24 protein-coding genes and 1 riboswitch are annotated in these 26432 nt (G+C 73.1%); of the genes, 10 read left to right on the forward strand and 14 right to left on the reverse strand.

Going from position 1 to position 26432, the window contains the following annotated elements; all coding sequences use genetic code 11:
- Nucleotides 1–98: 98 nt before the first annotated feature.
- Entirely contained in the window at nt 99–863 is a 765-nt protein-coding gene (locus ACF09E_RS05315; protein WP_392203972.1) for a hypothetical protein, read from the forward strand.
- 123 nt (nt 864–986) lie between these two features.
- Complete coding sequence (locus ACF09E_RS05320; protein WP_392203973.1) at nt 987–1391, forward strand: DUF4259 domain-containing protein; 405 nt, start codon at nt 987–989, stop codon at nt 1389–1391.
- 4 nt (nt 1392–1395) lie between these two features.
- Here the strand turns inward: ACF09E_RS05320 and ACF09E_RS05325 are convergent, their stop codons facing one another.
- From ACF09E_RS05325 to ACF09E_RS05335, 3 genes are all read right to left on the reverse strand, one after another.
- Nucleotides 1396–2685, reverse strand: a complete 1290-nt coding sequence (locus tag ACF09E_RS05325; RefSeq protein ID WP_392203974.1) for a hypothetical protein — start codon at nt 2683–2685, stop codon at nt 1396–1398.
- A 118-nt stretch (nt 2686–2803) separates the two neighbouring features.
- Nucleotides 2804–7702, reverse strand: coding sequence for a ricin-type beta-trefoil lectin domain protein (locus ACF09E_RS05330; RefSeq protein ID WP_392203975.1), 4899 nt, complete (start codon nt 7700–7702; stop codon nt 2804–2806).
- Between the two features lie 425 nt (nt 7703–8127).
- Nucleotides 8128–8499 (reverse strand): winged helix-turn-helix transcriptional regulator, encoded by a 372-nt coding sequence (locus tag ACF09E_RS05335; protein ID WP_392203976.1) that lies wholly within the window; start codon nt 8497–8499, stop codon nt 8128–8130.
- 135 nt (nt 8500–8634) lie between these two features.
- On the opposite strand from ACF09E_RS05335, the gene ACF09E_RS05340 reads away from it, so the two are divergent.
- The gene (locus tag ACF09E_RS05340) at nt 8635–9510 is read left to right on the forward strand and encodes an NAD(P)-dependent oxidoreductase (RefSeq protein ID WP_392203977.1); all 876 of its coding nucleotides are present in this window, start codon (nt 8635–8637) and stop codon (nt 9508–9510) included.
- On the opposite strand, the gene ACF09E_RS05345 is transcribed toward ACF09E_RS05340, so the two are convergent.
- From ACF09E_RS05345 to ACF09E_RS05355, 3 genes are read right to left on the reverse strand one after another with little or no spacing between them, the layout of a single operon-like run.
- Nucleotides 9494–9943, reverse strand: coding sequence for a hypothetical protein (locus ACF09E_RS05345; protein ID WP_392203978.1), 450 nt, complete (start codon nt 9941–9943; stop codon nt 9494–9496). The two genes, ACF09E_RS05340 and ACF09E_RS05345, sit on opposite strands and share 17 nt — an antisense overlap.
- A gap of 2 nt (nt 9944–9945) precedes the next feature.
- The gene (locus ACF09E_RS05350; RefSeq protein ID WP_392203979.1) at nt 9946–10230 is read right to left on the reverse strand and encodes a DUF397 domain-containing protein; all 285 of its coding nucleotides are present in this window, start codon (nt 10228–10230) and stop codon (nt 9946–9948) included.
- On the reverse strand, nt 10190–11038 hold the full coding sequence (locus ACF09E_RS05355; protein WP_392203980.1) for a Scr1 family TA system antitoxin-like transcriptional regulator: 849 nt from the start codon (nt 11036–11038) through the stop codon (nt 10190–10192). Before ACF09E_RS05355 ends, ACF09E_RS05350 begins: the two co-directional genes overlap by 41 nt.
- Before the next feature lie 84 nt (nt 11039–11122).
- On the opposite strand from ACF09E_RS05355, the gene ACF09E_RS05360 reads away from it, so the two are divergent.
- A complete protein-coding gene (locus ACF09E_RS05360) occupies nt 11123–11530 on the forward strand; it encodes an ATP-binding protein (protein ID WP_392203981.1) in 408 nt (135 codons plus the stop codon).
- 46 nt (nt 11531–11576) lie between these two features.
- Nucleotides 11577–12209 (forward strand): class I SAM-dependent methyltransferase, encoded by a 633-nt coding sequence (locus ACF09E_RS05365; protein ID WP_392203982.1) that lies wholly within the window; start codon nt 11577–11579, stop codon nt 12207–12209.
- 75 nt (nt 12210–12284) lie between these two features.
- Here ACF09E_RS05365 and ACF09E_RS05370 read toward each other — a convergent pair whose 3' ends face one another.
- Entirely contained in the window at nt 12285–14264 is a 1980-nt protein-coding gene (locus ACF09E_RS05370; protein ID WP_392203983.1) for a hypothetical protein, read from the reverse strand.
- Between the two features lie 253 nt (nt 14265–14517).
- Here ACF09E_RS05370 and ACF09E_RS05375 point away from each other — a divergent pair, with 253 nt between their 5' ends.
- From ACF09E_RS05375 to ACF09E_RS05385, 3 genes are all read left to right on the forward strand, one after another.
- Nucleotides 14518–15426, forward strand: coding sequence for an N-acetylmuramoyl-L-alanine amidase (locus ACF09E_RS05375; protein ID WP_392203984.1), 909 nt, complete (start codon nt 14518–14520; stop codon nt 15424–15426).
- A gap of 109 nt (nt 15427–15535) precedes the next feature.
- Entirely contained in the window at nt 15536–16375 is an 840-nt protein-coding gene (locus ACF09E_RS05380) for a DUF5336 domain-containing protein (RefSeq protein ID WP_392203985.1), read from the forward strand.
- A gap of 119 nt (nt 16376–16494) precedes the next feature.
- A complete protein-coding gene (locus ACF09E_RS05385; protein ID WP_392203986.1) occupies nt 16495–17505 on the forward strand; it encodes an LLM class F420-dependent oxidoreductase in 1011 nt (336 codons plus the stop codon).
- A 12-nt stretch (nt 17506–17517) separates the two neighbouring features.
- Here the strand turns inward: ACF09E_RS05385 and ACF09E_RS05390 are convergent, their stop codons facing one another.
- The 4 genes from ACF09E_RS05390 to ACF09E_RS05405 all read right to left on the reverse strand — a co-directional run bounded on the left by ACF09E_RS05390 (nt 17518) and on the right by ACF09E_RS05405 (nt 21462).
- Nucleotides 17518–18090: a hypothetical protein gene (locus ACF09E_RS05390; RefSeq protein WP_392203987.1), complete on the reverse strand. Its 573-nt coding sequence runs from the start codon at nt 18088–18090 to the stop codon at nt 17518–17520.
- Between the two features lie 87 nt (nt 18091–18177).
- Complete coding sequence (locus ACF09E_RS05395) at nt 18178–19269, reverse strand: prenyltransferase (RefSeq protein WP_392203988.1); 1092 nt, start codon at nt 19267–19269, stop codon at nt 18178–18180.
- Nucleotides 19266–20000, reverse strand: a complete 735-nt coding sequence (locus tag ACF09E_RS05400) for a class I SAM-dependent methyltransferase (protein WP_392203989.1) — start codon at nt 19998–20000, stop codon at nt 19266–19268. Before ACF09E_RS05400 ends, ACF09E_RS05395 begins: the two co-directional genes overlap by 4 nt.
- Nucleotides 20001–20109: 109 nt before the next feature.
- Entirely contained in the window at nt 20110–21462 is a 1353-nt protein-coding gene (locus ACF09E_RS05405; RefSeq protein ID WP_392203990.1) for a glycosyltransferase family 4 protein, read from the reverse strand.
- Nucleotides 21463–21689: 227 nt separating this feature from the next.
- Here ACF09E_RS05405 and ACF09E_RS05410 point away from each other — a divergent pair, with 227 nt between their 5' ends.
- Entirely contained in the window at nt 21690–22319 is a 630-nt protein-coding gene (locus tag ACF09E_RS05410) for a TetR family transcriptional regulator (protein WP_392203991.1), read from the forward strand.
- Between the two features lie 50 nt (nt 22320–22369).
- Here the strand turns inward: ACF09E_RS05410 and ACF09E_RS05415 are convergent, their stop codons facing one another.
- The 3 genes from ACF09E_RS05415 to ACF09E_RS05425 form a co-directional block, all read right to left on the reverse strand.
- Nucleotides 22370–22909, reverse strand: coding sequence for a hypothetical protein (locus tag ACF09E_RS05415; RefSeq protein WP_392203992.1), 540 nt, complete (start codon nt 22907–22909; stop codon nt 22370–22372).
- Nucleotides 22910–23111: 202 nt separating this feature from the next.
- Nucleotides 23112–23345: a ferredoxin gene (locus ACF09E_RS05420; protein ID WP_392204424.1), complete on the reverse strand. Its 234-nt coding sequence runs from the start codon at nt 23343–23345 to the stop codon at nt 23112–23114.
- Entirely contained in the window at nt 23345–24808 is a 1464-nt protein-coding gene (locus ACF09E_RS05425; RefSeq protein WP_392203993.1) for an aldehyde dehydrogenase, read from the reverse strand. Before ACF09E_RS05425 ends, ACF09E_RS05420 begins: the two co-directional genes overlap by 1 nt.
- Before the next feature lie 298 nt (nt 24809–25106).
- Between ACF09E_RS05425 and ACF09E_RS05430 the strand changes: the two genes are divergently transcribed.
- Complete coding sequence (locus ACF09E_RS05430; RefSeq protein WP_392203994.1) at nt 25107–26168, forward strand: MBL fold metallo-hydrolase; 1062 nt, start codon at nt 25107–25109, stop codon at nt 26166–26168.
- A 72-nt stretch (nt 26169–26240) separates the two neighbouring features.
- Nucleotides 26241–26356, forward strand: a riboswitch (cobalamin riboswitch).
- Nucleotides 26357–26432 lie beyond the last annotated feature (76 nt).

Below are 26432 nucleotides of genomic sequence, written 5' to 3' on the forward strand. Positions count from 1 at the left end.
CGGACGGCGAGCGCGGACGGCGGGACGGGGGTCGGTAGGGTGGGAATCTTCGGCCGGCGGGAGCCGTCCGGAGTCCCGATGAGGCCGCCGTGACACCGATGACCACAGACGACACCCCCGCGGGCCGCCGGCTCGCCCGCGCCCTGGACGGCCTGGCCGCCGCCTTCCGCGGCATGACCGCCCGGCAGGACGAGGTCCAGTGCGACTGCCACTGGGGCAGCGAGGAGGAACTCGCCCTCCTGAAGATCCCGGACGCGCCGCTCGACCCGGACCTGCTGCACCGCACCTGGACCGCCCCCGACTGGGCCGACCACGGCGCGGTGCTGCGGCGCATCCTGCCCGCATTCGCCGCCGAGCTGGTCGAGGGCCGCACGACCACCCTGTTCGGCCTGCACGAGGTGGGCCTCTCCTTCGCCCGCGGCCGGTGGCGGCAGTGGCCCGCACCCCAGGCCGAGGCGGTGCGGGAGTTCCTGCACGCCTGGTGGGCCCACGCCCTGACCGACCCGGCCCCCGCCTACCCCGTCCACGAGCTGCTGGCCCTGTGCTCGGAGGCGTCCGACGCCCTGGGCCCGTGGCTCACGGCCTGGGAGGCGCTGGACGACCCCGTCGCCGACCGGCACCTGGCCGAGGCCGCCGACCAGTGGAGCTACTACCTGCTGGGGGACGAACTCCCCTGGCGCGCCTGGGAAGAGGAGAACGCCGAGGCGTTCCGCCTCGAACTGGACGCCTGGCTGGTCCGGCACGCGCCCACCCGACTCGCCCCGCGCGACGGCCACGAGGAGCTGCTCCACCGGATCCGCCTCATCGGACTGACGGGCCCCGCCCGCTGGGAGGACCCGCACTGGCCCGGCCACCTCTCCTGAACGGGCCGCCGCACCGACCGGAGTCCGGGCCCCAGGAGCCGGGTTCCGGAGGGGCGTTGTCAGTGGTGCCTGCCACTCTGTCGGTACAGCGGAACGACCGCGCACGGAGAGAGCGAGCACGCCATGGGCACCTGGGACATCGGCCCCTTCGACAACGACACCGCCGCCGACTTCTCGTACCGGGTGGACGAGGCACCGGCGGAGAAGAAGGCCGACGTCCTGCGCACGGCCTTCCGCGAGGTGATCGGCACCGGTGACGCCTACCTGGACGCGGACCTGGCGGACGAGGCGATCGCCTCGGCGGCCCTGCTCGCGGCCCAGTGCCCCGGCGGCGACCCGATCACCACCTCGTACGCGCCGAAGGACCCGCTGCCGCCCCTCCCGGCCGAACTCCGCCCGGAGGCCGTGACGGCCCTGGACCGCATCCTCACCGAGCCCTCCGAACTCCTGGAACTCTGGGAGGAGTCGGACGGCGAGGAGTGGAAGGCGGGCGTGCGGAAGCTGCGGGCGGTGCTCGCGGGGGCGTGACCGGTCAGCTCCGGGGATCCGGCAGGTGGTCCTCCACGTGCTCCGGGCCGTAGCCGAGACGCGCGGCGAGCTCCAGGAACCGCGCGCGCCGGGCCCCCGCCACGGGGACGGCGTGCGCCGAGAGGAGCTGGAGGAAGAGGCGGAAGCCCAGATCCGGATCGACGGTGGTGACGACGTCCGCGAGGAGCGGCACCGCGTCGCGCACGTCGGCCGGTTCCTCGTGCCCCGCCTCGTGGAGCTCCCGGAGGACGGCCTCCGTCTCATCGGTCCGGGCCGGCGAGACGTACGGCGCGTAGCCGGGGTCCACCCGGGCCAGCACCTCCCGGCACTCCTCGGCGACCGACTCCAGCCAGGCCCGCACGTCGGCGTCGAACTCGTCCTGTCCGGTGACGTACGTCCGCCGGGTGACGACCCGCCACAGCGTGCTCAGGGCCGTGTCGGAGAGGGCGGAGTCGAGGAGGCGGCGCAGGTCCTCCAGGAGGACGGCGGCGTACGATCCGGGCACGTCGCCGTAGTCGGTGTCGATGACGCGCACCAGGTTCTCCCGCACGGTTCCCAGGTGCGGCCAGTCGGTTCCGCGGAAGACGGCGGCCAGCATCTGCACCCCGAACCGGCCGATGCCGAGGTCCCGCCTCCCCGGGTCGACGGGCGGCCAGCGGACCTCCAGTGCCTGCTGAACGGCGTCCGGCGGATAGGCCAGCCGTCGGCCCAGCTCCGTCAGCCGGTCGTACGCGTCCTTGCCGAGGAGGACGGAGTACGACTTCGCCACGCGCAGGAACAGCCGAAGGCCGAGGTCCGCGTCGGCCTCCCGCACGACGCGCAGCAGGGCGGGCACGACGTCCGGCACGGCGACGGCGAGGCGGAGCTCCGCGGCGTTCGCCTCGATCTCCGCCGTCACCGCGCCCCGCAGCTCCGCCTCCGTGACGACCGGCCGCGCCTCGGCGAGGCCCGCCGCTGCATACGGACCCTGCTCCTGGTCCTGGGGCGGGCACACCTCGGAGACCCGGCGCAGCCAGGAACGGACGTCCGTGCCCTCCCGGGCGGGGTCGAAGCGGCGCCGCACGGCGGCCAGCCACACCGCGTGGAGCGTCCCGTCCGGCAGTCCCGACTCCAGGAGGGTCCGCACGTCCCGGCCCAGCTGGACGTCCTCGTCGGCCGCCTGGGCCGCGGCGAGTGCCAGGGTCACGTCCTCGTCGAGCCGGAGCCCGGTCCGGCCGGCCAACTCTCCGGCGTACCCGCTGAGTCCGAAGTCCGCCCCGTGGTCGTCGTAGTAGACCTCGCGCACCCGTTCCATACTCCCTCTTCCTCCCTGCCCTCGTACGTGCCCCAGCGGGAACGGGCACCCCTCGCGAGGAGGAGTGCCCGTTCCTCGTCGTTCCGTCAGCCCGCCGGACGGAGGTCCGGCGGCCCCGCTACTGCTTCTTCGGAAGCGGGAACGACGTGAACACGACGTACTTGCTCGGGTTGTGGGGCCGCGGCTCGGCCTTCTTCGGAACGTACCGGAGAACCACCCGTACGCTGTTGCCCGCCGCCTCCCCGGCCTCTGCTCCGCCCCTGCGCCACACGGTCCCGAGTGAGCCCTCGTTCTTCAGCGTCCACTCGAAGGACAGGCAGTCCCGCTCGGCCACGAAGCCGTTCTTGTTCTGCGACTGCTTCCGCTGCCAGTTCTCGAACGTCTTGGCGTTGTCCCCGTGCTTGATCCACTCCTCGATCGCCTGCTTGACGGCCGAGGCCGCCGTCGCCTCGTCGGTCCACTTGCCCGCGATCCCGTCGGCCTGGGCCTTGGCCCGCATCGCGTCGTCGGAAGCACGGACGTGCACCCCGAGGGTGTGTGCCCCGAACAGCCCCTCGTCCGCGACGATGTTGGTGCAGTTGTGGACGAGGACGTCCTGGACCCGCTCCTCGCCCCGCGGCCGCACGTAGAACGTGTGCGGCCCGTCGACCGTGAGGTCGTACACCGTACGCGGCGCGAGACCCGAGCGGTCGCGCAGCGCGGTGACGGTCTGCTCGGTGCCCTGCGGGGTGCGGAGCCGGTCGCCGACACGCAGCTCGGCGACGGTGGTCCAGCCACGGCCGAGGACGAGGAACCGGTGGCCGATCGTGCTGGTGAGCAGGCCGCCGTCGACGGTGATGTCCACCAGGCGCTCGGTGTCGTGGCGGAACGTGTCCGTCACGCCCTGCGGGCGCAGGCTCCCGGTGCGGGGGTCGGTGGCGAGGACCCGGTCACCGATCCGCACGTCGCGGATCGCCCGGTGGGAGCCGTCGGCCATGAGGACGCCGGTGCCGCCGGGGAAGCTGTTCGTGCGGCAGGCGACGAACACGTCCTCGTAGACGTTGACGGTGCTCTCGAGCCGGGCGATGGTCGCCGGGTCGAGGTCGAGCGCCCGCAGTGCGTTGAACGCCTCACGGACGCCGACGCCCGTGTGCAGGGACGCGTTGAACGCGTGGAGCGCGTCCCCGATCACCTTGAACGCCTTGCCGGGGATGAACCAGGTCGCGGCCCAGGCGCAGCCGGCCCAACTGCCCGACTCGCCGCCGGGCGCGATCTTCCGGGCGCACTCGATGAAGTCGCCGAGGAGGATCTTCACCGGGTCGATGCCGGCGTTGAACTCGGTCATCGACAGGGTGTGCGTGACCTCGCTCTTCTGGTCCTTGAGGACGTCGGAACCGAGGAAGACCACCGCGTCGGGCGGGCAGCCCGCCTGGGTCGCCGGCATGTCCTTCGCGGTGCACAGGAACAGGTCGATGTAGGCGTCGAAGTGGATGACGGCCGTGATCACGCAGTCGCCCACGTGAATGATGACGTTGCAGTTCTCCTTCTTCTTGATCTCCGGTTCACCGATCGGGACCATCTTGTCGACGACGTAGAAGACCCCGCCGACGCCGGTCGTCCCGCCTTCGGCGATCGAGTTGTTCTTCTGCGCGGCCTCGGCCCTGTCGGCCGCCGCCTGTGCCTCCTCGGCGTACTTCAGGGCGTCCTTGGCGGCCTGCTCCGCCTCGGTGGCGGCGACGTCGGCCCGGTCGGCGGCGGCGCGGGCGGCCTTGGCGGATTCCTCGGCCGCGGTGGCTGCCTGGCGGGCGGCCTGAGCGTCGAGGGCCGCCTGGTCGGCGGAGTCGCGGGCCTGCGCGGCGTAGCCCTCGGCGCGTCCGGCGGCCTTGTCGGCGGCGGCGGCGTCCTCGGCCGCCTTGCGGTCGTACTCGACGGTGCGGGCCAGCGACTGCGTGGCCTTCGCGGCGGCCGCGGCGGCGTCGGCCGCGTAGCCGAGGGCCTCCTTGGAGTAGCCGCGGGCGGTCGCCGCGTGTCCGGCGGCGGTGGCCGCGTACTGGTGGGCGATCTTCGCGTCGCCGACGGCCTGGTCGGCGATGCTCTTGGCGGCGACGGCCTCGGCCTGCGCGTTCTTGGCGTGGGCGTCGGCGACGGCCTTCTGCTGGTCGGCGATCGTCTTGGAGCCCTGACCGGTCAGCACGACGAGGCCGGCGGCCGAGTCGGTGGCGGCGTAGGGCGAGCCGAGCTGGATCGCGTCGTTGGCGGGCTTGGCGACCTGGACGGCGGCCTTGCCCGCGTCCACGGCGGCCTGCGCGGTGACGTGCGCGAAGCCGGCGGCCTTCACGGAGGCGGCGACGGCCTTGGCGGCCTCCTTGCTCGCCGCGTCCGCCTCGGCCTTGGCGGCCTTGGCGGACTTCTCCGCCTCCTCCGCCAGCCTGACGGCAGTCGCGGCCTCCGCAGCCGCGTGCTCGGAGGCGTCGATGGCGTCGGCCGCCGCGCTGGTCGCGGTCCGTACCGCTGCGTCGGCCTTCAGCTTGGCGGCCTGGGCGGCGTCCGCGTGGGCGCGGGACCGCTTGGCGGCCGCCTCGGCGCGGCTGGCCGCGGCGTCGGCTTCCGAGGCGGCGCGGGTGGCCGCGTCGGCCTCACCGCGGGCCCGTCCGGCGGCCGCCTCCGCGTCGTCGGCGTGCCGTGCGGCGGCTTCGGCCGCCTCACGGGACTCCTGGGCGGAGCTGTCGGACTCGTGGGCCTGGGCGTACGCGTCCTTGGCGTCGGCCTTCGCGCGAGCGGCGTCGGCCCGCTGTTCGGCCTCCCACGCGTCGTCCCGCTTGGCCTTGGCGTTGTCGCGGGCCTTCACGGCGGCGTTCTTCTTCTCGACCGCCGTGTTCTCGGAGGCCTCGGCGGCCCTCCTGGCGTCGTCGGCCCGGACGGCCTCCGCCTCGGCGTTCTGCCGGTGCTGCGCCGCCTCCCCCTGCTTCGCCGCGGCCGTGTCCTTCTCCGCCTTCGCCGTGGCCTCCTCGGCTTCGGCCGCCAGCCGCTTGGCGTGCGCGTCGGCGGCGGCCGCCTTCGCGTCGCCCTCGGCCTTCAGCGCGAGGGCCAGCTTGGCCTCGGCGGTCTCCTTGTCCTTCTTCGCGTTGTCGCGGTGCAGCTTGGCGCCGTCGGCCGCGGCCTTCGCCTGCTCCGAGGCGACGCGCGCGGCCTCCTTGCGGAACTCGGCGTTGACCTGCGCGGTCTGCGCGAGCGCGCGCTGCGTGATCGTCGCGCTGTCGCCCGCCGCGGCCCGGGTGGCGGCCTCTGCGGTCTCGCCGGCCTTCGCCATCGCCGTCAGCGCCGCGACGGCGCCCTTGGTGACCTGGGCCTTCTGCTGACCGACCAGGAGACCGCGGCCGCGCGGGGCGCCGGCGGCGTCCGCGATGCCGTACGCGGCCTGCACGGCCGTGTCGGAGGCGGTGGCCGAGGTCTTGGCCTTCGCCAGCTGGACCTTCACCGTGGCCAGGTGCGATTTCGCAGCCGCCTGGGCGTCGGCGAGTCCCTTCTTCGCCGCGTCGAACTGCGCCTTGGCCGGGTACGGGGTGCTGCCCGCGCCCTTCTCCCCGGTCGGCTTGACCAGGTACTTCTGCGCACTGGTGCCCTTGCAGTCCCACAGCCGCGCGTCGGTGCCGGCGGTGAAGGCGCTCAGGTCCAGGCACTTGCCCGTGGTCAGACTGGTCAGCGGCGAGGCGGCCCGGACATCACCCTTCCACGACTGGCCCTTGGTGCTGTAGCAGTCCGTGATCTGGATCTTCGTACCGTTGGCCGAGGCGTTCCCGGCCACGTCCAGGCACTTGAACGAGTTGACGTTGCGGAGGTGGAGATCCCCCTCACCGCCCTCCAGCTGCCACTTCTGCGCCGCGGTGTTGTTGCAGGTGTGGACCTGGACCGGAGTGCCGTTGGTCTTGCCGCCGCCCTGGACGTCCAGGCACTTGCCCGGTGCGCCAGGCACCTCGATCACCGTGTAGCCGTTGCCGATCCAGCCGACGCCACCGGGCGTCCAGTGGTCCTGCCAGAGGGTGTAGTAGTCGGCGAGCCACGACTGGCCGACGAGCAGGCTGAGGGCGTACGCGCCGTCCTGCAGCGCCTTCGCGGCGTCCTTGCCGGCCGTCAGGATCTGCTGCCGCTGGGTGGTCTGGCCGGCGATCTCCTGCTGCCACTCGGACGCGGCCTTGGCGACCTGCTGCCCGAGGACCCGGTTCGGGTCGATCGGGTCGTGCCAGCCGCAGGCCCCGAAGCGGGCCTTGAGGTCCTCGACCGCGATGCGGAACTCGGCGCTGTCCGGGGCCGGGGCCGTCCGGGGGAACCCGCCGGAGCCGAGGAAGATCCGGGCGTCGTCGGCGAACACCCGGGGCACGAAGAGCTGGTTCTCCTCGACCTTCCCGGAGTTCTTCTTCCAGAGCGCCCAGGCCTCCTTCTCCTTCGGGGTCCCGCCGCTCGTGTAGAGCGGGTCACCGATCGCCACGGCGGCGGCCTTCGTCTTGTCGTCGGCCGTCGGGGAGGAGTCGTAGAAGGGGTTGAACAGGTTGAGCGGGTCCGAGTAGCCCTGGTAGAGCCACGGGAGCAGACCGGTCTTGTCGAAGATCTCGTCCGCGTCCCTGGGCGCGTTGGGGTACGAGTCCAGGCTCGCGGCGCTGTTCCACGCGTCGCCCTGCTTCTGGACCTTGTCGAGCCACTGGTCGGTGAGCGCCCGGTCGGCGTTCCAGGCCGCGTGCAGCGGGGTCTTGTCGTCGTACATGTTCCGGACGAGCTTCGTGTGAAGCTGGTCGGGCGGCAGCGTGAGCGCGTTCTGCGCGAGGGCGTACAGGTTGGGTCCGCCCATGCGCAGGGCCTCGGTGCCCATGCACTGGTCCTCGCGCAGCTGCTGGGCCGCCTTGGGGTCGTAGCCGTCGTAGGAGTCGGCGGTCGCGGCGGCGGTCTGCGCGTTCTGCAGGGCCGGTTCGGGCCGGACGGCCGTTCCCCCGAGAACGGCCAGGGCGACGACGGACGTGACCGCCGTCGTGAGAGAGGTGGACAAGCGTGATCGAGAGGTGAACAACCCCGGTCTGAACCGCAAGGAAGGCGTCCTTCACAGCGAACGAGGGCAGGCAGGGGGTAGGCCCCGGGCGTTGTGCGACGACGAGTCGGCGTCGCGGCGATGGCGATGGCGATGGCCATGCCGTGTCTTCCCCCGTGGCGGTGGTGTCCCCCCGACCGCCGATGACGTGCGCGTGCCACGCCGGGATGGTCGGTCCCGGACACGCGCGGCGCTACTTAACCCCGGGTAAACAACGCTCGGCAAGCGCCGACCCGGGGCTCCGGAAGGCGGAGAGGGAAATCCGCTTGCCGGTTCTCCTCAGTCTCCACGCGAGCGATCGACGAGGTCAGGTGCGGTGCGGCCGGTGTGAGAGACCTGTGAAGAACGGGGCGAAAGGCAGCGATTTACAGCCATTGAATGGCCGACTATCGCTGCTCCCCTACCTCGCTGACGACGGGGACCTTCTCCGCACCGATCTCCCGGATCCGTTCGCCGCCCCACTTCCCCAGCGGGGCCAGCGCGGCGTTGAGGGAGATGCCGCGTTCCGTCAGGGAGTACTCGACCTTCGGTGGCACCTCCGCGTACACCTCGCGGCGGACGAGGCCGTCCTCCTCCATCTCCCGCAGATGCTGGACCAGCATCTTCTCGCTGACGCCCGGCAGCCCCCGCCGGAGCTGGGCGAACCGCCGGACCCCGTGGTGGTCCAGCTCCCACAGGATCAGCACCTTCCATTTCCCGGACACCACGTCCATCGCCGCGTCGATACCGCAGAAGTACGGGCCACGCCGTGCCGCCATCCGCCCCTCCTCGAACCGCGCACCGCGGGGTGCTTACCCCCGGGTGCGTACCCCACTATTCAGTCCGTACTGGTCAACCTCCGCAGCGGCGAAGAGCATTCCCTCAGGTCACCAACACGAGGGAGAGCCCAAGAGATGACGACCGACGACAGCGTCCAGGTGAGTGTGCTCGGCCTGGGAGCGATGGGGAGCGCGCTGGCCGCCGCCCTCGTGAAGGCCGGACACCCGACCACCGTCTGGAACCGGACCCCGGGCAGGGCCGACGGCCTCCTCGCCCTCGGTGCCACGCCCGCCGCCACCGCCACCGACGCCGTCCGCGCGAGCGGGCTGGTGATCGCCTGCCTCCTCGACCACGCGTCCGTGCACGAGGTGCTCGACCCGCTCACCGGCGACCTCGCCGGACGCACCCTGATCAACGTCACCACCACCTCCCCCGCCCAGTCACGGGAGTCGGCGGCCTGGGCCGCCCGCGCCGGCATCACGTACCTGGACGGCGGCATCATGGCCGTGCCGCACATGATCGGCCTGCCCGGGGCGTCGGTCCTCTACAGCGGGTCGGCCGAGGCCTTCGATCGGTACAAGCCGCTGCTGGACCTGTGGGGAACCAGCACCTACCACGGCGACGACGCCGGACTCGCGCCCCTGTACGACCTCGCCCTGCTCGCCGGCATGTACGTCATGTTCGCCGGTTTCGTCCACGGAGCCGCCATGGTCGCCCCGGCCGGCATCACCGCCCGCGAGTTCGCGGCCTCGGCGGCCCCGTGGCTGTCCGCCATGACCGGCGGCCTCGCGGGCTTCGCCGAGGTGATCGACGGCGGGGACTACACCGTCGCGGGCCAGCAGAGCCTGGAGTTCTCCCATCTCGGCGACCTCCAGGCCGCCACTGCCGAGCAGGGCGTCAGCACCGAGGTGCTCGACGTGGTGCAGGGGCTCATCCAGCGCCAGATCGACGCGGGCCACGGGACGGAGGGCTTCGCCCGCATCTTCGAGAGCCTCAGGCGCCCCGCCTGACGGCCGCCGCCCGCCGCGATCCCCGCACGGCGAGGGCGACGCTCGTCACGGTCGCGGCCACGGCGGTGACCGCCAGGACGAGGAGCCCGGGATTCACCCACCACGGGACGACCTCGATGCCGTGGCACACCAGGCTCACGGGCAGCGCACTACTGGAGTCCGGGTACGCCTTGATGCCCACGCCGAACCAGCACGCGTCCTCCGGGAAGAGGAACGGCAGGTAGGACAGGCCGTACACGTGGACCGCGCCGCCGGCGAGGTAGGCGAGTGCGGCGACCCAGGCGGCCTTCCTGGCGGGCGTGCGGCGGCGCCGGGGCGGCCGGAGCGGGGGCAGCTCGTCGCCCCGGCGGGCCCGGACCAGCCCGACGTACGTGATCCCCGCCCAGGTCGGCAGGCCGATGGCGAGGATCATCGTTCCTATGAGGATCGCCATGGTCAGCGACCGCCGATACGCCCCTCGGCGGCGGCCGCCACGAACGCCGTGAAGGCGGCGGGGGTGGCGAGGAAGGCGGGGCCTTCGGGGCTCTTGGAGTCACGGACGGCGATGTGGGCGGTGAGGTCGGCGACCTCGATGCACTGACCGCCGGTGTCGCCGCTGTACGAGGACTTACGCCAGGCGGCGGTGCCGAGGGGGGCGCACTCGATGCAGTTGCCGCCGGTGTCCCCGCTGTACGAGGACTTACGCCACCGCGCGCCCGTCAGGTTCTGGTCGGTCCCCATACTGTTCCTCCATGACGCGGGCGATCAGTGCGGCCGAACCCTCGACCGAGAGTGCAGCGGCCTGCAGGTGATCGTAACGGAGCGAGCCTTCTCTGAACGCGGCTGGATTGGCGGTCATATGACCCTGCACGAAGTCCTCCGTATAGACGACGTCGGGGTCGCCCTCGAAGCGCAGGAGGTTGAACTCGCCCATGAACCCGGCATGCGCGCCGGCCTCGAATGGCAGGACCTGGATCTTCACCCATTCGTACTCCTGCATGCTTAGCAGGTGGGCGAGTTGGGCCCTCATCACCGCCTTACCGCCGATCTCCTGCCGGAGCACTGCCTCTGTCAGGACAACCCACATCAGAGGAGGTGTCTCCCCGCAAAGGATCCGCTGGCGCTCCATTCGGGCGGCGACCCTGCCATCGAGATCCCCGTCCGTCCTGACGCCGAGAACTGCGCGGGCGTACGCCTCCGTCTGGAGAAGCCCAACGACCAGTTGAGGCTGGAACGAGGAGATGTACGTCGCCCTCGCCTCCATCTCCGCATAAGGCTGAAACCACGTCGGCAGCTGGCTCTTCAGCACCAGGCCCACCAGCCGCGAGAACAGCCCGCCCGTCATCAACGCCGCGTCGAGTTGCTCCGAGAACCGTCTCGTCGGAACCTTCTTCGCGGTCTCGATCTGGCCCACGAGCGAGCCCGTGCAGTACAAGATCTTGCCGAGCTGCGACTGACTGAGCCCCGCCTCCTCTCTCAGGCGGCGGAGTTCGTATCCGTAGTAGTCCAGTGGCGAAGCACTCGGATCCAGGCTGCGGATGTTGACCACGGCGAGGTCACCCCCAAGCTGACGCGGTGAGGCGTTGTGTTCAGGCCGTAGCCGAGCGTAACGAAGGCCGCCCAGTCTGGTGCCATGAATCAGGCAACAGACCTCTACCCTGCGGCCCTTGCGACGAGCTACCGCATGCGGTTCACCGTCGGTGACCACTCCGCGGGTCACATGCGCCGCATCCTCCGCATGTTCCTCACGCGGTGGGAGCTCGACCGGCCGGCCGACGCCGCGGCCCTCGCGCTGACCGAGCTCGTCGCCAACGTCGTCCGGCACGTGCCCGGCCGGCGTTGCGCGGTGCTGATCCTGCGCGAGCCGTACGGCCTCCGGGTCGAGGTCGCCGACGGCGTGCCCGGGGCCGTGTACGCGAAGGCGGCCGGTCCGCTGGACGCGGGCGGGCGGGGGCTGGCCCTGGTGGAGGCCGTGACGGACCGGTGGGGGGTCGACGAGCGGGCCGACGGGAAGACCGTGTGGTTCGAGTGCGACGCGTAGGGCACGATGGGCGCCGTCAGTCGCGTACCCGCCAGTAGGAGTCACCATGTCCGAGCCCGCGCCCGAGATCCTCGCCGCCTTCGAGGCCGCCAAGGGCTTCATGCCCGTCGGGGAGGGGCTCGCCCTGTACGCGGCGGCCGCCGAGGCCGCGAAGCTCGGGCTGCCGCTGCTGGAGGTCGGCACGTACTGCGGGCGCTCCACGATCCTGCTGGCCGACGTGGCGCGGCGGGCGGGGACCGTCGCGGTGACCGTGGACCACCACCGGGGCAGCGAGGAGCAGCAGCCGGGGTGGGAGTACCACGACGAGACGGTGGTCGACCCCGAGGTGGGGCTCATGGACACCCTGCCGACGTTCCGGCGGACGCTGCGCAAGGCGGGTCTCGAGGAGCACGTGATCGCCGTCGTCGGGCGGTCGCCTCAGGTCGCGAAGGTGTGGGGCGGAGAGCTCGGGTTCGTGTTCGTCGACGGCGGGCACACCGACGAGCACGCCGTGAACGACTACGAGGGCTGGGCCCCTAAGGTCGCCCCCGGGGGTCTGCTCGTCATCCACGACGTCTTCCCGAACCCGGAGGACGGGGGCCAGGCTCCGTACCGGATCTATCTCCGGGCGCTGGAGTCGGGGGACTTCCAGGAGGTCTCGGTCACGGACTCGCTGCGGGTCCTGCGCCGCCGGGGCTGAGCCGGAAACGACCCGGCGGCCGCCCCTCCGCGGGGGCGGCCGCCGGTCGCGTCTCGTCGTGGTCCGGGCGCCGGGTCAGAACCCCGACGTCACGTACAGGCAGTTGGTGTAGCTGTAGCCCGGTTCGATCTTCGCCTTGCTCGACTTGGTGTCACCGGCCGTGGACGTACCGGTGGAGGCCCGCTTCTGGAGGAAGTGGTAGTCACCGGCCGGCAGCAACAGGGTCGCCTTCGGGTACTTCGAGGACGGTCCGGTGCAGGCCTTGATCTTCTTGCCCCCCGCGAAGATCGGGTTGGGGTACTTGGTGCAGGTCGCGCAGGCCTTGAGGGTGACCCGGCCGGTCGTCGGACCGGTGTAGAGCAGGTCGACCTCGCCGGGGCCGTCGTTGCTGACCACCATCACCATCCGCGAACCGCCGGGCGCGGCGGCCGGGGGCAGCTTCCCGCCCGCCGCCGGCTCCTCCTCGGCGATCTCGGCGGCGATGGCGATGGAACGGGCGTGCGCGGCCTGCGGGCTGCTCGGGTACTCCTTCGCGTAGGCGGTCATCGTGTCGAGGGCGGCCTTGAAGTCCTTGTCCTTGAACTGGTCGGTGCCGCAGGCGAAGTCGCCCTTCTGGAGCGCCGCTCCGGCCTGGTCGGCGGCGCCTTCGAGCGACGGGTCCGACATGCCGTCGAGGGAGGCGTCGATGACGCGCAGCTCCGCCGTGGTGTCACAGGGGTCGCCGCCCGCGAGGGCGTCCGTCCGGGTCTTGATCGAGGCCTCGAAGGCCGGCGCGACCTTGGGGGCGTACTCCGACTTCGGGAAGGTGTTGAGCAGTTCGTTGAAGCTCTCCCGGGGGTCCGGCTCGTAGGTCGCGTCGCCGATGCCCGCCGCCCCGCACTCGTAGAGGGAGTGGGCCAGCGGTTCGTCGGTCTTGGCGGGCCGGGTGCCCAGCAGGTCCTTGTCGACGGAGCCCTGGAGCCCCCGCAGGTAGCCGAGGCGCGGGACGGCGTCACAGTAGGACTTGGCGGCGTACGGGGCGGAGACCGTCGCGTAGAAGGTGTCGAGGCGCGCGGGGACGAGCTTCCCGGCCCGCGATCCGGCATGCCGGGTGCCGAGTTCCTCGTACGTGTCGAGGGCCTTGCCGAGGGTCGGCTCGGCCTTGTCGAAGGCGAGGCCGTCGGCCGACTTCACGAGCGCGTCGGCGGCGGCGAGGCGATCCAGGAGGGCCTGCTGCCTGGCCTCGTCGCGGGCCGCGCCGTAGGCGAGCGAGCCGCCCGCGGGCACGGCGAGCAGTACCAGGGCCAGCGGCAGCGCGAGCCGGCGGAAGGACGGGCCGATCCGGAGGGTCGCGCGCAGGCCGCGGCGGGCGCCGTCGGCGGCGGCGAGAAGGAGGAAGACGCCGTAGCCGACGAGGAGGCCGACGGGCACGCCGTCGACGTCGGCCGGGAGGGCGAGGAAGAGCAGGGCGGCGGTGGCGATCCAGCAGACCGCGGCGCCGATCCAGTGGCGCAGGAGGACGTACCCGAGGCCCAGGCAGGAGAGGTTGAGCAGGCCGATCAGGGCCGCCTGGGCGCCGTTGGCCTCGCCGGGCGGCTGCGCGGGCGGCGGCGGACCGTAGCCGGGCGGGCCGTACCCGGGCGGCGGGCCGTACCCGGGCGGGGCGGCGGGCGGCGGGGGCGTCCCGGCACCGGCCCAGCCGGGGGCGGTGGCGGGACCGGCGGCGGGCGCGGGGCCGGGCACCGCGCCGGATCCGGGACCGGGGCCGGCGGCCTCGGGGCCGGGCCGGGCCGCCGCGCTCGCGGGCGGCTCGGTCGGCGGCCCGAAGCCCGCGGGCCGCGCCTCCCAGGGCGCGGGGGCCACGGGCGCGGGCCCGGCGGGGGCGGGGGCCGCGGGTCCGGCCGGCGCGGGCGGTGCGCCGGGGGCCGCGGCGGGCCGGTCCGGGGCGGGCCGGTCCGCCGCCGCCGGCCGCAGCATCCGCGTCGACGAGTCGAGCGAGCCGTCCTGCCCGGCGCCGCCCTCCGGCCCCGACCCGCCGGGCGGGCCCGCCTGCTGTCCCTGCTTCGCCAGGTGCACCCGATCCGCCTGCTGCGAGACACCCGGTGTGTCGTCCCGCACAGGACGGTCGGACGGCTCCGGACGCGCGTCGTTCGGTTCTTCCCCCACCACGGTTCCCCCTCGTGGTCCATGCGCGGTGACACCCCACCGCCGCCTCTTGCACCTACCCTTCACGGTCCGCTCACACGCGTCCACCGTTCCGTGAAGCGGTGACCAAGCTGCGACGTACCCACTGCGGGTCTCCGCCCCGCGCAGGGCCTAGAGTCGCCGGGTGCCGTACGACCACCGGAAGACCCCCCACCGCCTCCGCACCCTGCTGCGCGGCCCCGCGCTCGTCCTCGCGGCCGCGGGCTGCTGCGCCGCGCTCGCCGGCTGCGGGGCCTCGCAGGCCTCCCCCTCGGACGGGAAGTCCACGCAGGGCGCGGAGGCCGCCCCCACTACCGCCACGCCCTCCGGCCGACCGGACGGCTCGGGCGCCCCCGCGGCCTCCCCCGGCGCCGCCGGGTCCTCCCTCGCCGGGCGGACCGTCGTCCTCGACCCGGGCCACAACCCGGGCAATTTCCGGCATTCCAAGGAGATCAACCAGAAGGTGAACATCGGCACGAACCGCAAGGAGTGCGACACCACCGGCACCTCCACGAACGCGGGATACACCGAGGCCGCCTTCACCCTCGACGTCACCCACCGGCTGCGGGACCTCCTCACGGCGCGCGGCGCCGAGGTGGTCCTCACCCATGACGCGGACCGCCCCTGGGGCCCGTGCGTCGACGAGCGGGCGCGGATCGGCAACGCGGCCCGCGCCGACGCCGTGGTCTCCGTCCACGCGGACGGCTCCGCCGTGGGCCACCGGGGCTTCCATGTGATCCTGCCCGCGCGCGTACGCGAGGGGGCGGCCGACACCGCGAAGATCGTCGGCCCCTCCCGTGAGCTCGGCGAGCGGATCGCCGACCGCTTCGCCCGCGCCACCGGAACGGCCCCCGCCAACTACCTCGGTTCCGGTACCGGGTTGGACGTCCGCGACGATCTCGGCGGACTCAATCTCTCAACCGTCCCCAAGGTCTTCGTGGAATGCGGCAATATGCGTGATCCCAAGGACGCGGCGCTGCTCACGTCGGCGGCCTGGCGGCAGAAGGCCGCCCAGGGCATGGCCGACGGCATCGCCACCTACCTCCGGGGGTAGAACCCGCGGGCGATAGATTCGCTCCGTACGATGGGGCAGCTCCGTGCCATCCCCCGTGCCATGACCTGAGCGCCACCCCGACGCGACGACCCGACGAAGGACTTCTCACGTGAATATCCGCTCCCTCACCCGAGGCGATGGCGTGCTGATCGGTGCAGCGGTGGTGCTGTTCATCGCCTCGTTCCTCGATTACTTCTCCTACAAGGGCCTCACGATCGACGCCCCGAACGCCTGGGACTCCCTGGGCAACGCCATCGGTGTCTACATGGTGGGCGTCATCGGTGCGGCCCTGGTCGTCCTGAACCGCGCGCTGCCCCAGCCCCGCAAGATCGTCGGACTGGACCTCGGCCAGTTCGGCGTCGCCGCGACGGTCGTCACCGCGTGGTCCCTCCTCTGGACCGTGCTCGACCTCGGTGAGGTCGAGGCGGGCGCGGGCCTGATCCTCGGCCTGATCGCCGCCCTGGTCCTGGCCGCCGCCGCCGTGGCCGCGCCCCTGGTCCCCGCCCTCAAGGCCCCGCTGATGAGCGCGCCGCGCCCGCAGACCCCGCAGCCGTACGGCATGCAGGCCGGCCAGCCCGGCCCGCAGGGCGTCCCCGGCGGCTACGGCTACCCGGGTGCGCAGCAGCCGCAGTACGGCGGTCCGCAGGACCCGTCGCAGGGTGCAGGGCACCCGTTCGGCGGGCAGGCCGCCGCCCCGCAGCCGCAGGCCTCGCAGCAGCCGGAGCCGCAGGCGGCGCAGGCGCCGGCCGGGGGCTTCGACCCGTTCTGGTTCGCCGTCCCGGTCGCCCGTCCGCTGTACGCGGAGGACGGCTCGCAGGCCCCGATCGCGGAGCTGGCCCCCGGCACCTGGTACCTGGCGGTCGAGCAGCGCGGCGCGGCCCTGGTGGCCCAGACGCAGGACGGCCGCCGCGGCGTCCTGCAGGACACCACGGGCATCCAGCGCGGCTGACCCGCGGAAGCACCACCACCGACGGCCCCCCGGCCCGGAATCCCTTCCGGGCGGGGGGCCGTTGGCGTACAGTCCCGACATCCGGCTGAACTGACGCACCGTCAGAAAGGGTGTGGGGCATGCGACTCGGACTCGCCCTCGGCTACTGGGGCCGCGGCCCCTCCCCCGACCGCCTCGACCTCGCGCGCGAGGCCGAGCGGCTGGGCTACGACTCGGTGTGGACGGCGGAGGCCTGGGGGTCCGACGCCTTCACCGCGCTGACCTGGATCGCCGCCCACACCAGCAGGATCAGGCTGGGCACCGCCGTCGCGCAGATGGCCGCCCGCGCCCCCACGACCACCGCGATGCACGCGCTCACCCTGGACCACCTCTCCGGCGGGCGGGTCATGCTCGGCCTCGGCCTGTCCGGACCGCAGGTCGTCGAGGGCTGGTACGGGCGCCCCTTCCCCCGCTCTCCACTGACCGCGACCCGCGAGTACGTGGACGTGGTCCGCCAGGTCCTGCGCCGCGAGGCCCCGGTCCGGCTCGACGGACGCCACCACTCCCACCCGTACACCGGCCCCGACGGCACCGGCCTCGGCAAGGCCCTCAAGCCGATCACCCACCCGCTCCGGCCCGACCTCCCGATCCTGCTGGGGGCCGAGGGCCCGAAGAACATCGCGCAGACGCTGACCATCGCCGACGGCTGGCTGCCCCTGTACTGGTCCCCCGAGCGCTGGGCCGAGGTGTACGCCCTGCCCGAGCGGCTCCCGGAGGGCTTCCTGGTCGCCCCGATGGTCCGCGCCGCGCTCTGCGACGACGTGGCGGCCGGGCTGCTTCCGGTCAAGGCGATGCTCGGCTTCTACATCGGCGGCATGGGACACGCGGCCCGCAACTTCCACGCCGACCTGATGGGCCGGATGGGGTACGAGAAGGAGGCGCGGCGCGTGCAGGAGCTGTTCGCCGCCGGGCGGCGCGAGGACGCGGTCCTGGCCGTCCCGGACGCCTTCGCCGACGAGATCTCCCTGGTCGGGCCGCGGAAGCGGATCGCCGCGCGGCTGGAGGCGTGGCGGCGGGGTCCGGTGACGGACCTCCTGGTCACCTCACCGGACCCCGCGACCCTGCGGCTCCTGGCCGAGCTCAACGCCTGAGGGGTGCGGCGGTCAGCCGCCGCTGAGCTGTGAGGCGCTGGGGACCTTGTCCACGACCTCGGCCCCGGCGCTCTTGCCCGCGTCCTTGACGCTGTTGATGATGTTCTCGAAGGCGCCGACGTCCGCGTCGCCGGCCTCGCCCTTGCGGAGCTTCGTACCGAGGTCCTTGAGCGAGTCGATGCCGGCCGTGAGCGGTGCGACCGCCTTCGACAGGAGCGGGTCGCCCTTGGCGTTGTTCGTCGCCGCCTTGAGCCGGTTGTACGTGAACGCGCCCGCGAGGCCCGCCTTCACCAGGGCCAGGGTCCGGCCGTCCGCGCCCTTCTTGAACTTGCCCGCGCGGTACGGCTTCACGATCCACTGGTAGGTCGCTCCCGCGGCCAGACCCGCGTTGGCCACGAACCGCGTCTTGGCCAGCCTCTGCTGCTCGAAGCTCGCCGAAGCCGTCGGGGTCGCCGCGCTGCTCGTGTTCTGCGTGTCGTCACCACCACACCCGGCCGTGGTCAGGAGCAGGGCGCAGGAGAGCAGCAGCGCCACGACGCCGCGGGAGACGGGACGCGAAAGGGAACGGGACACGGGTCTGGGCACGGCGGGACCTCCCTGGGGCTGGTGGCGCCAGCCTCACCCCGGCCCCCCGCGCCCGCCACCCGGGCGGCTCCGTCCGGGTGCGTGCGCTCAGGCCCCGCAGCAGTCCGGCTCCAGGCCGGCCGGGAGGCGTTCGCCGCCGAAGACGGCCACGGTGGCCTCCTCGCCGCCGAGGGCCGCCACCGCGAGCAGCAGGGAGCCGGCGGTCCAGGCGGTCTGCTCCTCGGGCCAGACGGCCTTGTCGTCCTCCGTGTCGCCCTCGAAGACGTATCCCGTCCAGTACATGCCGTTCTCCGCGCGCAGGTGCCGGATGTCCTGGAGGACGGTCAGGGCGCGGTCGGACTCGCCCATCGCCCAGAGGGCGAGGGCGAGTTCACAGCTCTCGCCGCCGGTCACCCAGGGGTTGGGGGTCACGCAGCGCACGCCGAGACCGGGCACGACGAAGGTGTCCCAGCCGGCGTCGATGCGGGCCTTGGCCTGGAGTCCGGTGAGCGCGCCGCCGAGGACCGGGTAGTACCAGTCCATCGAGTAGCGGGACTTGTCGAGGAAGCGCTCGGGGTGGCGGCGGATCGCGTGCCCCAGCGCACCGGCGGCCAGCTCCCAGTCGGGCTGGGGCTCCTCCCGGGTCTCGGCGATGGCGAGGGCGCACCGGAGCGCCTGGTGGATCGAGGAACTCCCGGTGAGGAGGGCGTCGGTCACCGGGGTGCCGTCCGCCTCGCGCTTCCAGCCGATCTGGCCGCCGGGCTGCTGGAGCCCGAGGACGAACTCGACGGCCGCGTAGACGGCGGGCCACATCCGGTCGAGGAAGGCGTCGTCACCGGTGGAGAGGTAGTGGTGCCAGACGCCGACGGCTATGTAGGCGACGAAGTTGGACTCCCGGCTGCGGTCGGTGACCCGGCCGGGCTCGCCGTCGTGGTAGGCGGCGTACCAGGAGCCGTCGGCGTTCTGGTGCCGGGCGAGCCACGCGTAGGCCCGGGCGGCGGCGGCGTGCTCGCCGGCCGCGTCCAGGGCCATGGCGGCCTCGGTGTGGTCCCACGGGTCGAGGTGGTGGCCCCGGAACCAGGGCAGGGCGCCGTCCTCGCGCTGCACGGCGAGTATCCCGGCGACGGTCTGGGCGGCCTGCTCGGCGGTCAGCACTCCCGGCAGGACGAGGTGCTCCGCGATCCGCTCGGGGGAGGTCACCGGGAGTCGACCTCGGGCTGGTGGGGCTTGGTCGCGTACGCCACGAAGCTCTTGCCGACCACCGGGTTGAGCAGCTGCTCGGCGACCCGGGTCAGGGCGGGCTTCTTCATGATGTCCCAGACCAGGAGCTTGTGGTAGGCGCGGACCGGCAGCGCCTTGTCGTTGTCGACGCCGAAGGCGCACTTCAGCCACCAGTACGGCGAGTGCAGGGCGTGCGCGTGGTGGGTGCCGTACGGCCGGAGCCCGGCCTGGCGGATCTTGCCGAGGAGCTCGTCGGCCTTGTAGATGCGGATGTGGCCGCCCTCGACCTCGTGGTACGCGTCGGAGAGCGTCCAGCAGACCTTCTCGGGGCCGTAGCGCGGGACGGTGACGGCGATCCGCCCGCCGGGCTTGAGGACGCGGACCATCTCGGCGAGGACGCCCTTGTCGTCGGGGATGTGCTCCATGACCTCGGAGATGATGACGACGTCGAAGGACTCGTCGGGGAACGGCAGGTTGAGCGCGTCCCCCTCCATCGCGGTGGCCGTGGCGCCCGCGGGGGCCTCGCCGGCCTCCTTCATGGCCGCGAACCACTTGGCGACCTCGCGGATCTCCTCGGCGTTCTGGTCGAGGGCCACCACCCGGGCGCCGCGCCGGTAGCACTCGAAGGCGTGCCGGCCGGCCCCGCAGCCCAGATCGAGCACACGGTCGCCGGGGGCGAGCGGGAAGCGGGTGAAGTCGACGGTCAGCACGAGGGCCTGCTTTCGCGGTGGAGGGAAGGTTGTGGGCAGGCGTTCCGCGGGGCGGAACGGGTGGGCACAACCGCCCCACCGGGCCGCGTCCGGCGAACGGCACGAGGTGTCACCGGGCGCCCCCGGGCGCCCCGGCGCCGCGGCGGGCGATCGCCTCGCGGTACAGCTCCGCGGTGCCCTGCGCCGCGCGGGACCAGGTGAAGCGGTCGAGGACCCGGGAGCGTCCGGCGGCGCCCAGCCGGGCGCGCAGCTCCGGATCGCCGAGGACCCGTCCGAGTGCCGCGGCCAGGGCGCCCGCGTCGCCCGGGGGCACCGCGAGGCAGGTCTCCCCGTCGGCTCCCGCGACCTCGGGGATGGCTCCGCCGGTGGTGGCGACGAGCGGGGTGCCGGTGGCCATGCCCTCGGCGGCGGGCAGCGAGAAGCCCTCGTAGAGGGAGGGGACGCAGGCGACCTGGGCGGAGCGGTAGAGGTCGACGAGCTCGGCGTCGCTGATGCCCTTGACGAACTCGACGGCCCCGGCGAGACCGTACCGCTCGATGGCGGCGGCGACCGGGCCGTCCTCGGCGCGCTTGCCGACGACGACGAGGTGGGCGTCCGGGTTCTCGGTGCGGAGCTTGGCGAGCGCCTCGACGAGGTGGACGAGGCCCTTGAGCGGGACGTCGGCGCTGGAGGTGGTGACGATCCGGCCGGGGACCTCGGCGACGGCCGGGTCGGGCGACCAGAGGTCGGTGTCGGCGCCGATGTGGACGACCCGGATGCGGTCCTCGCGCACCCCGAGGTGCTCGACGATCTCCTGCCGGGAGGTGCCGGAGACGGTGAGGACGGACGGCAGCCGGCGGGCGACGCGCTTCTGCATGCGGGTGAAGGCGTACCAGCGGCGGACGGAGGCGCGGCGCTTCCAGTCGGCGGCGGCGTCGAGTTCGAGCTGCCGGTCGACGGTGATGGGGTGGTGGATCGTGGTGACGAGCGGGGCGCCGATCGCCCGCGGTCCGCCGAGGAGCCCGTATCCGAGGGTCTGGTTGTCGTGGACGACGTCGAAGTCGCCGCGGCGGGCGGCGAGCATGCGCCGGGCCCGGAGGGAGAAGGTCAGCGGCTCGGGGAAGCCGCCGGTCCACATGGTGGCGACCTCGAGGCCGTCGATCCAGTCCCGGTACTCGTCCCGCTTGGGGGTGCGGAACGGGTCCGGCGAGCGGTAGAGGTCGAGGCTGGCGAGCTCGGTGAGGGTGGGACCGGCGGGGTCCGTGCCGTCGGCGATCGTGTCGAGGACGGGGTACGGCTGGGAGCCGATGACCTCGACGCGGTGGCCGAGCCGGGCGAGTTCGCGGGAGAGATGGCGGACGTAGACGCCCTGGCCGCCGCAGAAGGGATTGCCCTTGTACGTGAGGAGAGCGATTCGCAACGGTCCGTCACCGGCAGCCGTGACGCCCTGCCGGGGGCTTGCCTCTATGGCCTCAGCGGTCATGCGCGACCCCCTTCGAGCGTGGTTTCGCCGGAGCGTAACCGCTCGCGCTAATCTAGAACAAGTTACAGACTTGATCGTTCTTGATCTTCTGGCCTGATCTTCTTGATCCTTCAAGGAGGACAGAATCTACCGGCAGGTAGCTCTGTGGTGAGAGCCGGAACAGGTGATTCGCGCCACGGCCCGCGCACCGCCATACTGTCGCTCCCCACCGCACGGAACGGGACCTCATGACCGCAGACATCAGAGCGGACCACAGACCCGCGGCGCCGCCCCTCACGGAGCGCCAGGAGGCACGCCGCCGCCGCATCCTGAACGCCAGCGCCCAGCTCGCGGCGCGGGGCGGCTTCGACGCCGTGCAGATGCGGGAGGTCGCGGAGGCGGCCGGGGTGGCGCTGGGGACGCTGTACCGCTACTTCCCCTCCAAGATCCACCTGCTGGTCGCCACGATGCAGGACCAGCTCCAGCACCTGCACACGACCCTGCGCAAGCGACCTCCCGCGGCCTCCGATCCGGCGGAGCGGGTGGCGGAGACGCTGATGCGGGCCTTCCGCGCGCTCCAGCGCGAGCCGCAGCTCGCCGACGCGATGGTGCGGGCGCTGACCTTCGCGGACCGCGGGGTGAGCCCGGAGGTCGACACCGTCTCGCGGCTGACGACGGCGATCATCCTGGACGCGATGGGCACGGAGCACCCGACCCCGGAGCAGCTCTCGGTGGTCCGGGTGATCGAGCACACCTGGCACTCGGCCCTGATCACCTGGCTGTCGGGGCGCGCCTCGATCGCACAGGTGAAGATCGACATCGAGACGGTCTGCCGGCTGATCGACCTGACGGGCCCGGAGGCGGCGGCCCGCCGCTGACGCACGCGCCCCGGCGACCGAGGTGCCGGGGCGCGGGCGGGACCGGTGGATCAGGACGAGGGCGTGGCCTTGTTGGCTCCCGCGATCGCCGCCGCGCACTGCGGGCTGCCGTCGACGGCCACGAACATCACCAGCTTGAGCGGGCCGGCGGAGTGGTTGCTGGCCTGGAGCTGCCAGCTGCTCTTCTTGAGGGACTTGATGACGGAGCCGCTCTGCTCGGTCTTCCGCTCCTCGTTCCAGCCGCCCTCGGCCAGCGCCGCGACCGTGTCCGCGTAGGACTTCGCCGGGTCCTTGGCCTTCTCGGCGTCGGCCGTCCAGCTGACCATGCAGTCCTTGGCCTCGGCCGGGATCTGCTCGCCCGAGGCGTCCTGGGTGAAGCCGGCCGCGGTCGCCGCGTCCGTGAGCTCCTTGGTGACGGCGTCGCCGGTGAGCCGCTCGCCGTCCGAACCGCCGGAGCCGCCCGTCGAGGAGGAGCCGGCCGACGGGCCGGCCGAGGCCGAACCGCCCTTGTCCGCACCGCCCTCACTTCCGCAGCCGGCGACCAGCAGCACCACACCGGTGGCCGCGGCCACCCACGTCAGCTTGCGCACAACACTCCCGAAATCCGCACGTACGACGGCCTCTTGCCCCCGTTTTTCAGGGCACAGTTTTGCACGTGGGAACGGAATGCGTACGCAAGGACGCCGTTCCTCAGCCGTGTTCGGCGTCCTGCCCCAAGGTCGGGGTCCGCCGGCCGGCATGCCCGGCCGGGCCCGCCGGGACGGGCCCGGCGGGGCCGGGCGCCGCGGCCCGCTACTCCTCCGGCGGGAAGACCGGCTCCCCGCCGTCCGCCAGCGTGATCGTGATCGCCTCCACCGGGCACCCCTCGGCCGCCGCCAGCAGCCGCTCGCCCGCGTCCGCCTCCCCGTCGCGCGGGTGCGACTGGCGGGCGGTGTCGAGGCGGAAGCCGTCCGGGGCGTGGTTCACGCACATGCCGGAGCCGATGCAGACGCTCCGGTCGACCTCGACGTGCCAGCGGTCCCCCATCACGCGCCGCCCTCGTAGCCCGCCGGGAGGTGGATCATCTTGTGCTCCAGGTACTCCCCGAAGCCCTCGGGCCCGAACTCCCTCCCCAGCCCGGAGTTCTTGTAGCCGCCGAACGGGCCGAGCATGTCGAGGCTGAAGGTGTTGACGTTGAAGGTGCCGGTGCGCACGCCGCGGGCGAAGTCGACGCCGTGCTCCACGTCCCCGGTCCATACGCTGCCGCTGAGCCCGAAGTCGGAGTCGTTGGCGAGGCGCAGGGCCTCGGCCTCGTCCCCGTACGGCAGCAGGCAGATGACCGGGCCGAAGATCTCCTCGCGGGCGATCCGCATGGAGTTGTCCACACCGCCGAAGAGGGTCGGCTCGACGTACCAGCCCCGGTCGAGGCCGGCCGGGCGGCCGCCGCCCGCGAGGACCTTGGCGCCCTCCTCCTGGCCGATCCGGATGTAGTCGAGGGAGCGCTGCTGCTGCCGCCGGGCGACCAGCGGACCGACCTGGGTGGCCGGGTCGAGCGGGTCGCCGACGACCAGGGCGCCGGCCGCGGCGGCGAAGGCCTCGGCGGTCTCCTCGTACCGGGAGCGGGGGACGAGGATGCGGGTCTGGGCGACGCAGGCCTGGCCGTTGTTCATCCAGGCGGCCGGGACGATCCCGGCGACGGCGGTCGCGAGGTCGGCGTCGGGCAGGACCACGGCGGCGGACTTCCCGCCGAGTTCGAGCGTGACGCGGGTGAGGTTGCGGGAGGCCACCTCCATGACCCGCCGGCCGGCCGCGACGGAGCCGGTGAAGGAGACCTTGTCGACGCCGGGGTGGCCCACCAGGTACTCGCCGACCTCCCGGTCGGCCGGCAGGATGCTGAGCACGCCCTCGGGCAGCCCGGCCTCGGCGGCGATGTCGGCGAGGATGTACGAGTCGAGGGGCGACTCCGGCGAGGGTTTGAGGACCACCGCGCAGCCGGCCAGCAGCGCGGGCCCGAGCTTGGCCGCCGCGGTGAACTGCGGCACGTTCCACGGGATCACGGCCGCGACCACGCCCACCGGCTCGCGGCGGACGAGCAGCGGGCCGAGGACGCCGCCGCGCCGCTCCTCGTACGTGAAGTCCCGGGCGACGGTGATCGCCGCGTCCCAGACCATCATCGCGCCGAGGGCCTGGGCGAGCACGGACCAGGAGTACGGGGAGCCGTTCTGGGCGCTGATGGAGCGGGCGATCTCCTCGTGGCGCACCGCGATCGCGTCCTTGATGCGGCTGACGACGGCGATCCGCTCCTCCAGCGTCGCCCGGGGCCAGGGTCCTTCGTCGAAGGCCCTGCGGGCGGCCGCCACGGCCCGGTCGACGTCGGCGGTGGAGGCGTGCGGGACGCGGCCGATGACCTCCTCGGTGTGCGGGGAGACGACCTCGATGACGTCCTCGCCGAGCGGGTCGGCCAACTCCCCGCCGATGAACAGCTTTCCGTGCTCCACAAGCTCGGTCATGACCGCCGCCTCCATGAGGGGATGGATTCCCTGACGTGCCTGACGTTCCCTGGCGTTCCCCGACGCACCTGACGATGCCTCAGATCAGAACTGATACCAGTTCTAGTTATCGGGAGCAATGCTCCGGACCGAGCCCGCCCCGCGCGCTCCCCCGGTCCGCACCGACCCGGCCGCGCCCCCGCACCCCCGTCCGTCCGGCCATGGCCGAAGCCCTGTCCCCGCGAAGGTCAGCTGACGTATCGTCAGTTGGCGTCCGGCCGAACTTCCGCCCCGCACCGCGGTGGAGAGACGAGGATCCATGCCCGCTCGACAGGGACCCGCCCCGCAGGCGACCGCGCACGGCGGAGGCGTCTGGTCGCTCCGGGTGCCCATCCCGGACAACCCGCTCGGCCACACCCTGGTCCACGTCCTCGACACCGACCGCGGCCCGGTGCTCGTCGACACCGGCTGGGACGACCCGGCCTCCTGGACCGAGCTCACCGCGGGACTCGCCGCGCTGCGGATCGACGTCGCCGACATCCACGGCGTCGTCATCACCCACCACCACCCCGACCACCACGGCCTCTCCGGCAAGGTCCGCGAGGCCTCCGGCGCCTGGATCGCGATGCACGCCGCCGACACCGCCGTCGTACGGCGCACCCGCGACGCCGAACCGGGCACCTGGCTCGACTACCTCGCCCGCAAGCTCGCCGCCGTCGGCGCCCCCGAGGACCACCTCGCCCCGCTGCGGGCCGCCCGCGCCTCCGGCCGGATGCGCACCCTGCCCGGCCTGGGCTCCGCCCTCCCCGACCGGGAGATCGTCCCCGGCGAGCTCCTCGACCTCGCCGGACGGCGGCTGCGGGCCGTCTGGACCCCCGGCCACACCCCCGGCCACGTCTGCCTCCACCTGGAGGAGGAGCACCCCTCCCGGCTCCCCGGCCACGGCCGGCTCTTCTCCGGCGACCACCTGCTGCCGGGGATCACCCCCCACATCGGGCTCTACGAGGACCCCGACGACGACGCCGCCACCGCCGACCCCCTGGGCGACTACCTCGACTCCCTCGAACGCATCGGCCGCCTCGGCGTCGCCGAGGTCCTCCCCGCCCACCAGCACCCCTTCACCGACGCCGCCGGCCGGGTCCGCGAGCTCCTCGACCACCACGAGGAACGGCTCACCGGGCTCCTCGGTCTGCTCGCCACCCCGCTCACCCCGTGGCAGCTCGCCGAGCGGATGGAGTGGAACCGCCCCTGGGACCAGATCCCCTACGGCTCCCGCAACATCGCCGTCAGCGAGGCCGAGGCGCATCTGCGCCGCCTGGTGAAACTGGGGCGCGCCGAAGCGGTGCCGGGCTCGGAGCCGGTGCGCTACATCGCGGTGTGAGGCGCCTCGCACCCGCCGGGCCGCGGGCCTACGGGCCGGTAGAGTGGCCCGGTCGTCATCACGCCCGTACGGGGGGAAGCCGGTGCGAATCCGGCGCTGACCCTTCCCCGAGCTCTCGGCTCCGCTCGAGCAGGGGAGACCCCATCCGTACACGGCCCCTCCCAGGGGAGCCGTGAGTCGGAATGCCCCGTCCGGGCGTGACCGCCGGCACCGTCGAGGAATACGGAGCCGGAGCCTGGTGCCCCTGAGGCGTGCCGGTGCCCG

The organism is Streptomyces sp. NPDC014891 (assembly GCF_043081085.1).
Taxonomy (GTDB): Bacteria; Actinomycetota; Actinomycetes; order Streptomycetales; family Streptomycetaceae; genus Streptomyces.

Coding starts and splice junctions, on each gene's coding strand:
- ACF09E_RS05315 (WP_392203972.1), top strand. CDS start 99: ATGACCACAGACGACACCCCCGCGGGCCGCCGGCTCGCCCGCGCCCTG.
- ACF09E_RS05320 (WP_392203973.1), top strand. CDS start 987: ATGGGCACCTGGGACATCGGCCCCTTCGACAACGACACCGCCGCCGAC.
- ACF09E_RS05325 (WP_392203974.1), bottom strand. CDS start 2,685: ATGGAACGGGTGCGCGAGGTCTACTACGACGACCACGGGGCGGACTTC.
- ACF09E_RS05335 (WP_392203976.1), bottom strand. CDS start 8,499: ATGGCGGCACGGCGTGGCCCGTACTTCTGCGGTATCGACGCGGCGATG.
- ACF09E_RS05340 (WP_392203977.1), top strand. CDS start 8,635: ATGACGACCGACGACAGCGTCCAGGTGAGTGTGCTCGGCCTGGGAGCG.
- ACF09E_RS05345 (WP_392203978.1), bottom strand. CDS start 9,943: ATGGCGATCCTCATAGGAACGATGATCCTCGCCATCGGCCTGCCGACC.
- ACF09E_RS05350 (WP_392203979.1), bottom strand. CDS start 10,230: ATGGGGACCGACCAGAACCTGACGGGCGCGCGGTGGCGTAAGTCCTCG.
- ACF09E_RS05360 (WP_392203981.1), top strand. CDS start 11,123: ATGAATCAGGCAACAGACCTCTACCCTGCGGCCCTTGCGACGAGCTAC.
- ACF09E_RS05365 (WP_392203982.1), top strand. CDS start 11,577: ATGTCCGAGCCCGCGCCCGAGATCCTCGCCGCCTTCGAGGCCGCCAAG.
- ACF09E_RS05385 (WP_392203986.1), top strand. CDS start 16,495: ATGCGACTCGGACTCGCCCTCGGCTACTGGGGCCGCGGCCCCTCCCCC.
- ACF09E_RS05405 (WP_392203990.1), bottom strand. CDS start 21,462: ATGACCGCTGAGGCCATAGAGGCAAGCCCCCGGCAGGGCGTCACGGCT.
- ACF09E_RS05410 (WP_392203991.1), top strand. CDS start 21,690: ATGACCGCAGACATCAGAGCGGACCACAGACCCGCGGCGCCGCCCCTC.
- ACF09E_RS05420 (WP_392204424.1), bottom strand. CDS start 23,345: ATGGGGGACCGCTGGCACGTCGAGGTCGACCGGAGCGTCTGCATCGGC.
- ACF09E_RS05425 (WP_392203993.1), bottom strand. CDS start 24,808: ATGACCGAGCTTGTGGAGCACGGAAAGCTGTTCATCGGCGGGGAGTTG.
- ACF09E_RS05430 (WP_392203994.1), top strand. CDS start 25,107: ATGCCCGCTCGACAGGGACCCGCCCCGCAGGCGACCGCGCACGGCGGA.